The sequence below is a fragment of the Deinococcus misasensis DSM 22328 genome (assembly GCF_000745915.1).
GTDB lineage: Bacteria > Deinococcota > Deinococci > Deinococcales > Deinococcaceae > Deinococcus_C > Deinococcus_C misasensis.
Genome location: NZ_JQKG01000083.1, coordinates 1 through 9136 on the forward strand (window position 1 = coordinate 1; position 9136 = coordinate 9136).

Annotated in this window: 12 protein-coding genes; 8 read left to right on the forward strand and 4 right to left on the reverse strand. The window is 55.1% G+C overall.

Annotated elements, in window-relative coordinates; all coding sequences use genetic code 11:
• A partial coding sequence (locus Q371_RS22725) for a carbohydrate ABC transporter permease (protein ID WP_034345129.1) occupies positions 1-323 on the forward strand: 323 nt, incomplete at its 5' end.
• 49 nt (positions 324-372) lie between these two features.
• Here Q371_RS22725 and Q371_RS22730 read toward each other — a convergent pair.
• Together Q371_RS22730 and Q371_RS22735 are read right to left on the reverse strand one after the other, a co-directional pair.
• Positions 373-825 (reverse strand): hypothetical protein, encoded by a 453-nt coding sequence (locus tag Q371_RS22730; protein ID WP_034345132.1) that lies wholly within the window; start codon positions 823-825, stop codon positions 373-375.
• On the reverse strand, positions 810-1313 hold the full coding sequence (locus Q371_RS22735; RefSeq protein WP_157442895.1) for a hypothetical protein: 504 nt from the start codon (positions 1311-1313) through the stop codon (positions 810-812). Before Q371_RS22735 ends, Q371_RS22730 begins: the two co-directional genes overlap by 16 nt.
• Positions 1314-1522: 209 nt before the next feature.
• Here Q371_RS22735 and Q371_RS22740 point away from each other — a divergent pair, with 209 nt between their 5' ends.
• On the forward strand, positions 1523-2749 hold the full coding sequence (locus tag Q371_RS22740) for a hypothetical protein (RefSeq protein WP_034345138.1): 1227 nt from the start codon (positions 1523-1525) through the stop codon (positions 2747-2749).
• 72 nt (positions 2750-2821) lie between these two features.
• On the opposite strand, the gene lipA is transcribed toward Q371_RS22740, so the two are convergent.
• Together lipA and lipB are read right to left on the reverse strand one after the other, a co-directional pair.
• A complete protein-coding gene (lipA, locus tag Q371_RS22745; protein WP_034345141.1) occupies positions 2822-3796 on the reverse strand; it encodes a lipoyl synthase in 975 nt (324 codons plus the stop codon).
• Between the two features lie 12 nt (positions 3797-3808).
• Positions 3809-4465: a lipoyl(octanoyl) transferase LipB gene (gene lipB, locus Q371_RS22750; RefSeq protein ID WP_425388046.1), complete on the reverse strand. Its 657-nt coding sequence runs from the start codon at positions 4463-4465 to the stop codon at positions 3809-3811.
• 409 nt (positions 4466-4874) lie between these two features.
• Here lipB and Q371_RS22755 point away from each other — a divergent pair, with 409 nt between their 5' ends.
• The 6 genes from Q371_RS22755 to Q371_RS26660 all read left to right on the forward strand — a co-directional run.
• The gene (locus Q371_RS22755) at positions 4875-5225 is read left to right on the forward strand and encodes a hypothetical protein (protein WP_157442896.1); all 351 of its coding nucleotides are present in this window, start codon (positions 4875-4877) and stop codon (positions 5223-5225) included.
• Between the two features lie 64 nt (positions 5226-5289).
• Positions 5290-5820: a single-stranded DNA-binding protein gene (locus tag Q371_RS22760; protein WP_157442897.1), complete on the forward strand. Its 531-nt coding sequence runs from the start codon at positions 5290-5292 to the stop codon at positions 5818-5820.
• Positions 5821-6173: 353 nt separating this feature from the next.
• Positions 6174-6965, forward strand: coding sequence for an ABC transporter permease (locus tag Q371_RS22765; protein WP_051965114.1), 792 nt, complete (start codon positions 6174-6176; stop codon positions 6963-6965).
• Position 6966: 1 nt separating this feature from the next.
• Positions 6967-7773: an ABC transporter permease gene (locus Q371_RS22770; protein ID WP_034345147.1), complete on the forward strand. Its 807-nt coding sequence runs from the start codon at positions 6967-6969 to the stop codon at positions 7771-7773.
• Between the two features lie 12 nt (positions 7774-7785).
• Entirely contained in the window at positions 7786-8760 is a 975-nt protein-coding gene (locus Q371_RS22775) for an ABC transporter ATP-binding protein (protein ID WP_034345152.1), read from the forward strand.
• 84 nt (positions 8761-8844) lie between these two features.
• A partial coding sequence (locus Q371_RS26660) for a helix-turn-helix domain-containing protein (protein WP_157442898.1) occupies positions 8845-9136 on the forward strand: 292 nt, incomplete at its 3' end.

Genomic DNA, 9136 nt, shown 5'->3' on the forward strand with positions numbered 1-9136 from the left:
AGGCCGCCATGGTCGACGGGGCTTCCCCCCTGCAAACCCTCTTCAAAGTGCTGTTGCCCGTGATGGGTCCCGCTCTGGTCACCACCGGACTGCTGGCCTTCATCAACGCCTGGAACGAGTACCTGTTCGCCCTGACCTTCACCTCCGACAACCGCACGGTGCCCGTGGTGATCGCGAACTACTCTGGGGCTTCACAGTTCGAGTTGCCGTGGGCGAACATCATGGCCGCATCGATTCTGGTGACGGTGCCCCTGATCATTCTGGTGCTGATTTTCCAGAGGAACATCATCTCCGGTCTCACCTCTGGTGCCGTCAAAGGTTGAAGCCTTCTCTCAAAAGCAAAAGAGCCCGAAAGGGCTCTTTTTTATGGTTTCATTGGGGAAAACCGTCCAGAGGGACCCCATACATGCTGAATTTTTCAGCAGGACGATGCACATTCAAAACCATCATCAAGTGCCCGATGCCCTCTGGAATGTGACTCAGGGTGGTGAGTTGGACGGTCTGGCTCTGGTGGGCCTCCAATGCAAAGGAAATGGAGACCGGGATGTTCAGGCATTCCCCTTCCCAGTCTGCCCCCTTGGTGGGAGGCAAGACCCACGGCAAGGGATTTTGTTTTTCCCAGAGGCTTTGTTTTGCTGCACTCTGGTGCCCAATCAGCAACGCTGGACACAGCACAAATGGAGGGTACAGGGCAGACAGTTCAAAACGCTCGGGTTGATCCTGCAGGTTCTGAACCGTGATTTCGAGCGTGTTTTTTCCGGTCCATTTCCCTTGAATGTCCAGAGGGGCAGAAAGGGCTGCAAAGGCGATCAGCGCTTCAAGCATGGCTTTTGTGCGGCTTGCTGGGCCAGTTTGCGGGCCACCAGATTCTGGTCTTTCTGGGGCTTGATGATGCCCACCACACAGGCACTTCTGGCAGTGATTTTGCTGACCACCAGATAAGAGGTGATTTTGCTGCTGTCGATGGAATCCTCACTGGCGTTGTAACGCAGAATCAAAGCTCTGGGGGTGGTTTTCTGCATCAACCATTCTGCGGTGGGTCCCACGTAAGAGAACCCATAAGACACCTGCTCCATCAGGTTCAAAGCACTGAACGAACCATCTGGAAATTGCACCCGCACATCTTGCCGGAGGTCCCCTTCGGTGACTTCCAATTGGTATTTGCCCACACCGGGGCAAGACTGCCGGATGAAATCTCCCTCTTGCTCCAGGGTTTTGCATTTTTTGTCATCCAGAGAGGTGTAGGTGCTGGTGAGGCTCTGGGCCATGGCCACAGAAGCACACATCGAGAGGGACAACAACAGGTGTCTCATGGTTTGAATTTTACCTGCTCTGGGTGTCTTTGTCCTGTGCAATGGTCACTTGATTTGAGGTGGACATCGAAGCAATGTGGGATGGATGTTTGAAAGGCTCAAAGGGCCAGAGGCATCCATATTGGAAATCACCATTGAAATGTGAGGATGGACGTTCATGGACAACTTGCCTTGAAAAAACAAAAAAAGCTTCTTAAAATGATCGGGTTATGATGAAAAAACTTCTGGCACTTTCCTTGTTGTTTGTATCGGTCAGTCATGCACAAAACATCCGTCAAATGGGTATGGGTGGGGTTCGTCTTCCTGAACAGGCCACCCGTTACCACAACCCAGCATTTTATGCTGCTCCCCTGCTGGGCGATACCAGTTGGGCTTTGCCACTCGGGCTTTTGCAAGCCAACCAGATGTCCATGCAGAGCACCCAGAACGCCACCGATCTGGCCATTTTTGACAAAATCTGGCATCCTTTCGAGTGGGGTTTTTATGGCACCTCCACCCTGATTCCCACAGGCAGCGGCAGCAACGTGCAGTTGGCCAGTTACGTGGCGGGCTGGAATGCATCCCGTTTCAACCAGACTTTTGTTCCCTTTGAACCGGCTTTTCAGGTTGCCCCTTCCTGGAATGTGGAATTCACCCCATCGGCGCGTTTGCAGGTGGGTGCCCTCCAATTCAGCGACAACATCTGGGACATTGGACCGGGCGGTGAATTGAAACCCAACCAGATTTACACCACCGAATTCCATGTGGAATACCAGATTGCAGCAGATGCTGGCGTGACTTACACGCAAGTCCTCAACGCCGATCCCACAGGCACCTTGCAGATCGGATTGCGCCCACGTGCCTCTCTGGGGATTTTCCGGGCCAACCTCAATCTGAAAGACCGCACAGTGACAGGTCCTGATGGCAAACCGGTGGATGCCCTCAGCAGCAGCCATGTCGAAACGTTCATGTCGGATCAGCCTTCTTTTGGGGTCCATCTGGATGCAGGATTGCTCTGGAGCAATGCCGACCTGAGTGTGGGTCTGGGGGTTCGCAATCTGGTGCAGTACATGGCTTGGCAAGGCAGATACGACACCTATGAACAGGGCAAGAACACCTCCAGAGCAGGCACGTTTCTGGAACCCATCTTCGCTCCAGAGGTCCTTGCCAACGTGGCTTACCAGATCCCAGAAGGAGAGAACAAATGGCTGCTCGGGGCCGATGTGGAATTCGGCTTCAACCGTGATTTTGGGGTGCATGTGGGTGGCGAATACCAGAGCGGCAACGTGATGTACCGCGCAGGTCTGGGTTACCAGAAAGGCTTTGAGGTGGGAGTGGGTGCAGGCATCCTGCTGAACGACTTCCTGATGCTGGATGTGGCCCTGACCGGACACCAGACCCAGATCGTGAGAAATTTTGTGCCCGGCATTGCTGTGGGTGCCAAAATCAAATTCTGAAGTTTCACGGATCAACGACCAGAAAAGAAAAATCCCGGGACACTCCGGGATTTTTTAATGTGACCACTCGGGTCAGATCAGGTTGGGGGTGTCTTTGAGGTGGGCCAGGTGATCGGGAATGTCCTGTGTGGGACCATCCTGCATGAACACCTGCTCGGCCTTGTAACTGGAGCGGACCAGAGGACCGGAAACCACTTCCAGGAAGCCCATCTCCATGCCGATTTGCTGGATCTCATCGAATTCCTGAGGGGTCCAGTATTTTTCCACAGGCAGGTGGTGACGGGTGGGACGCAAATACTGTCCAAAGGTGATGATGTCCACGCCTGCTTCACGGCAGTCTTTCATGGCCTGCACCACTTCCTCAAGGGTTTCCCCGAGGCCCAGCATGATGCTGGTTTTGGTGTACACGTCTTTGCGGTACTGCTTGGCGTGGGCCAGCACCTTGAGGGTCTGGCGGTAACTGGCACGGATGTCCCGCACCGGATGGGTCAGGCGCTCGACGGTTTCCAGATTCTGGGCGTACACGTGAACCCCAGAGTCCAGAATCAGTTCGATGCACTTGGTGTTGCCCTGAAAGTCGGGGGTGAGGGTCTCGACTTTGGTCTGGGGGTTCATTTTGATGATCTGCTCCACGGTGCGGGCAAAGTGGTAAGCCCCTCCGTCTGGCAGGTCGTCGCGGTCCACGCTGGTCAGAACCACATATTTGAGGTTCATCAGCTTGACCGACTCCGCCACGTTGTAAGGCTCCATGGCGTCCAGCTTGCCCTGAGGGTTGCCGGTGTCCACGGCACAGAAACGGCAGGCACGGGTGCAGATGTGCCCCATCAGCATGAAGGTGGCGGTGCCTCTGGACCAGCACTCACCGATGTTGGGGCACATGGCCTCCTCGCAGACGGTGTGCAGCTTGTGGTCCTTCACAATCCCTTTGGTGTGCTGGTAGATGTCTCCGCTGGGCATGCGGACTTTCAGCCACTCGGGTTTTTTCTCTCTGACGGGTTCGGCATTCTTGCGGTAAATGCCGTTCTTGATGTACCGGGGTTCGCTCATGGTGCCTCTTTTTTAAAGCTCAGGAATCGAAAAGTCGTAATCCTGAAAGGTTTGCCTGAAGTCCTCTTCCACAAAAGCTTTGACTTCCTGCACATTGATTTCACGCCCGAGGAGTTTCTGGAGGCTGGTGACCCCCCTGTCCTGAATGCCGCACGGCACGATGTAAGAGAAGTGCTCAAGGTTGGTGCTCACATTCAGGGCGAATCCATGGAACGCCACATGCTTCTGGATGGCCACGCCAATGGCGGCAACTTTTTCGTCACCGACCCATACGCCAGCGTAACCCGGAGAGCCAGTCGCTTCAAGCCCATACCGGGAGAGGGTTCTCACCAGAGCCTCTTCCAGCAAGCGTAAAAAATCGCGCACCCGCCTGCCGACAGGGAAAATCGGGTATCCGACCAGCTGACCGGGTCCGTGGTAGGTCACGTCTCCGCCCCGCTCGATGGCATGCACGGCAATGCCCTGCTCGGAAAGAAAATCTCTGGGAACGATGATGTTTTCCCCCTCTTTGGCTTTGCGCCCGAGGGTCAGCACCGCAGGATGCTCGACCAGCAGCAGGGTTGGCGGAAGTTCCCTGCGTGCCACGCCAGCATGCACTTCGTGCTGCACATCCCATGCTTTGAGGTACTCAAGCGTGCCAAGGTCGGTCACGCGGAATGTTTCACTCACGTTAAGCATTCTAAGGGTTTTTGGGCTGGGACAGTGGGAGGCAAGGATCAATTGGCAGAAGGCCGAGGGCATAGGGCCGAGGGCATTTGTAGGGGTGAGGCGTGCCTCGCCTATTGCAGAAGGCAGAAGGCAAAAAGCAGAAGGCAGAAGGCAAAAAGCAGAAGGCAAAAAGCAGAAGGCAAAAAGCAGAAGGGTTTATGCGGAGGACCAAGGGCCGAGAGCGGAGGGCAAATAAAGCTTTGGCTCAAGCTTTCAGGGCGAGGCATGCCTCGCCCCTACATCAATTGCCTTGACGATTTTTTGTAGGTACAACACGATGCTCTCGGCTCTCGGCTCTCGGCTCTCGGCTCTCGGCTCAACCGCCACATTTCAGACAGCTTTTTTCCCTGCACCTTGTCAAACTCAAACCATGATGCGCGAAAAAATGTACATGGTTTTGGGGTTTGTTTTGTTTGGCATTTCAGGGGCTCAAGCATGGTTCCTGACTGGAGGTTTGATCCACTGGCTCGGGGGAATTCAGTTTGTGGGATCGGTGGTTTGCTTGACCCTGTACTGGGTGAGAAACTGGACGGTGCAGCAGATGATGCCTGTTCTGTGGGCGCTCTGGGGGGTGGGTTTGCTGGCGTGGGTGCTGGACTTTTCCAGAGTGAGTCCTGCATTTGTGTTTGCCTTGCTGCTCTGGGGTCTTGCCTTACAGGACGAGCAAAGGAAATCCCGTGCTGATCGAAAGGTTAAGCATCAGGAAATTTCCCGGTCTTGATTTAGGTGATAACATAATATAAAATGAATGCATTCAGATCGGTTGTGCCTGAGAGGAGAAAAACATGACAGCAGTGCCTAAAAGCCGGACCCATTCCACCCCCATTTCCCAGGAGCAAACCCAACCCATGATAGAACTTCATTTGACCGGCATTCTGGGAACCAAAATCACCATCCACGTCAAAGACGAATCGGAAATGTTACAGGTCATGCGCCAGTACGGACGCCGCGGCTGGACCAGCGGAGACATTCCCGCAGGCGGTCTGGTGCTTCCCCTCGCCATGGCAGACACCTTCGACTGGTACCTCATCGGGGCCAGAGAATTCGTGAATCAAGACGGCGAGAAATGCGTGTTCCACAAAGGTCAGGTCTACAAACGCCGTGAACTGGAAGAAGTGGACACCAAAAAACTCAAACTCCCCAAAATCGTCAAATACTCCCGTGGTGCCCGCCCCACCGACCCCGACCACCTCAAGGAAGGGGAAGAGTCCGTGCGCTACGTCACCCTGATCACCTTCCGGGGCAATGGCCGCCCTCTGGAATCCTATCAGGACCCTGAAAAAGTGGCTGCCCAGCAGCACAACACCCAACAGTAATTCGTCACAAGCTTCCCCCCAAGGATGCGCCTCCCAGCTGCAACTGGGGGGTTTTCTTTTTGGGTCTGCGACCCGCCGAGGGCATTTGTAGGGGCGAGGCGTGCCTCGCCCTGCATGGCTGCCAGAGCTTTCTTTGGCCTTCTGCTTTCTGCTAAGGGCGAGGCACGCCTCGCCCCTACAGGTCCCCTTAACCATTTTCTGGACGTATAGCAGGATGCCCTCGGCTCACGTGCTCCGCCTTTTTGCTGATCCCTGAAGGCTGACACCTGATCGCTGCGTAAGCCAAAACCCCCATCCCACTCCTGAAACAAAATGCTATCCTGCTCGGGTTTTCCCCAAAGCAAAGGAGGCACATGACGGTTTTCTGGGAGATCATGGTCAGGGCGTACCAGAGACAGATCACTTACCGGGCGGCGGCCATTGCAGGGCTCACCACCAATCTGTTTTTCGGTTTTCTGAAAGCGGCGATGGTGACGGCTTTTTACCAGAGCACCTCCAGCATGTCAGGCATGGACCTGAGGCAGGCCATCACCTTCACCGGAATTTCGCAGGGGTTGCTCGGGTTTCTCAGCATTTTTGGCACCTTTGATTTGATGCGGACCATTTACCGGGGTGAGGTCGCCACCGACCTCGTCAAGCCGGTGTCTTTTCTGGGCCTCTGGATGGCCAGAGATTTCGGGCAGTCCATAGCCCAGTTGCTGCTCAGGGGCAGTGTGATTTTCGTGGTTTACAGCGTGTTTCTGAACATGCAGCTTCCTGAAAGCCTCTTGCAGTGGGTGTGTTATGCCCTGTCGTTGCTGCTGGGTTGGATCTTGTGTTTCATGGTGCGTTTTCTGGTGAACCTGAGCGCTTTCTGGTCTCCAGATGCCAGAGGCATTGCACGGCTGGCTTACGCCCTGATTCTGTTTTTCTCTGGGCTGCTCATGCCTTTAAGGCTTTTTCCAGAGTGGGTGCAAAATCTGGCCGCTTGGACCCCTTTCCCTTACATCCTGAACACCCCGATGGAGGTTTACACCGGAGTGTTGCAAGGCCCAGCATTGCTGAATGCTCTGGTGCTTCAGGTCCTCTGGCTGATGGCGATGTTCTTGCTGACCCGTCTGGTCTGGCAGCAGGCCACCCGCCGCCTGATGGTGCTGGGAGGCTGACATGCACACCCTGAACGTGTATTTTCGCCTGCTGGGGGCACTGGTGCGCAGCCAGTTGCAATACCGCTTTTCCTTCGTGATGGACCTGATCGCCACCACGTTTTACACGGTGGTGGAGTTCGCCTCTCTGGCACTGGTGCTGGCCAGAATCAAAACGCTGGGCAACTGGACTTTCCCCGAGATCACCCTGCTTTACGGCATGGCGGAGTTCTCGTTTGCCCTGATGGACATGGCTTTTGCAGGGTTTGATCCTGCGGCTTTCGGAGCTTTCATTCGGCAGGGGAGCCTCGACCAGTTGATGCTGCGCCCAGTCAGCCTGACTGTGCAGGTCATGGGTTCTGATTTTGGCCTGAGGCGGGTTGGCAAAATCCTGCTGGGTCTGGGCATGCTCATTTATGGAGCCGTGGTGTCCGGCATCCTCTGGACCCCAGAGAAAATCCTGTTTCTGTTGGCGGTGCTGGCCGGAATGGTGCTGTTTTTTGGTGGGCTGTTCCTGATCGGCTCCACCATCACGTTCTGGACGGTGGATTCCGTCGAGGCCATGAACCTGCTGACCTACGGAGGTCGCGCCATGATCGGCTACCCCATGAGCATCTATCAGGACTGGCTGAGGAAAATCTTCACTTTTGTGGTGCCCGCCATTTTCCTGAATTACTACCCCGCCCTGTACCTTTTAAACAAACCCGATCCTTTTGGCATGCCAGAGGGCATTCACTGGATTTCACCTCTGGTGGGCTTGGGGGTTTTTGGGGTGGCGTGGATGTTCTGGCGGTTCGGCCTGAAGCATTACCAGAGCACCGGAACCTGAAGGAGGACCGGCATGATTGACGTGGAACACCTCTCCAAGCACTTCTCGATCCGCAAGCACCACACCGGACCGTTTGCGGGCTTCAAAAACTTCTTCACTCAGGAATCCAACCTGATCAAAGCCGTAGATGACCTTTCTTTTCAGATTAAGAAAGGAGAGACGGTGGGCTACCTCGGGCCAAACGGGGCAGGGAAATCCACCACCATCAAGATGCTTTCTGGGCTTTTGGTCCCGACTTCTGGCAACCTGACGGTGAATGGTCTGGTCCCATGGAAAAACCGCAAAGCCTATGTGGCCAATATTGGGGTGGTGTTCGGCCAGAGGACCACCCTGTGGTGGGACCTGCCGGTGATCGAATCTCTGGAACTGTTCCGGCACATTTACCGGATTCCGTCTGCACGGTTTCACAGCAATGTCAAAGAATTTGAAAACCTCCTCGGGCTGAAGGAATTCAAGGACACCCCTGTTCGTTCCCTCTCTCTGGGCCAGAGGATGCGGGCAGACCTGTGTGCAGCACTGCTTCACGATCCAGCTTTGCTTTTTCTGGATGAACCCACCATCGGGCTCGATGTGCTGGCCAAAGAGCGCATCCGTGAATTCATCCTGCACATCAACCAGCACCGCGAAACCACCGTCTTGCTGACCACCCATGACCTCTCAGACGTTCAAACCCTGTGCCAGAGGGTCATGATCATTGATCATGGCAAGCTGCTGTATGACGGCAACATCCCCACCCTGCAAAAACAGTACGGCGGAGAACGAGAACTGGTGGTGGACTTCACCGAAACGTATCAGGATGTGTCGGTCTCTGGGTCCAGAGTGGTGTCGCACGAGAAAAACCGGGCCATTTACGCCTTCAGGGACCTGCCAGCCTCCGAACTGATCCGCCGCATCTCCGAACGCTTCGCCATTCAGGACCTGACCGTGCGTGAACCGGACATCGAGGGGACGATTCGGAACATTTATCGGCATGATTTGCTGGGGTAGGGAGGCTGAGGGCCAAGGGCCGAGAGCCTAGTGCAGGATCACAAGTGAGATTGTGAAGATGTCCGTCATCTGTCACAGTGAGCTATGGGCAGCAAAGTCAAAGTCCGACCCCTCAGCGAAACAGAAGTCCAGCACATCCAAGATCAGCTCAAATCCAAAGACGCCTTCACGGTGCGGCGCAGCCAGATTCTGCTGGCCAGCCATGAGGGTCAGGTGGTCTCCCAAATTGCCAGGTCCCTGAGAATCGCCACCCAAACAGTACGCAACACTTTTAGAGCTTTTGAAGCAGACGGTTTAGCGAGCCTACACGAACAATCCCATCGGCCGCACACCATAGTGCCCCGGATCGACGAAGCCGCTTTACAACGCCTGCATG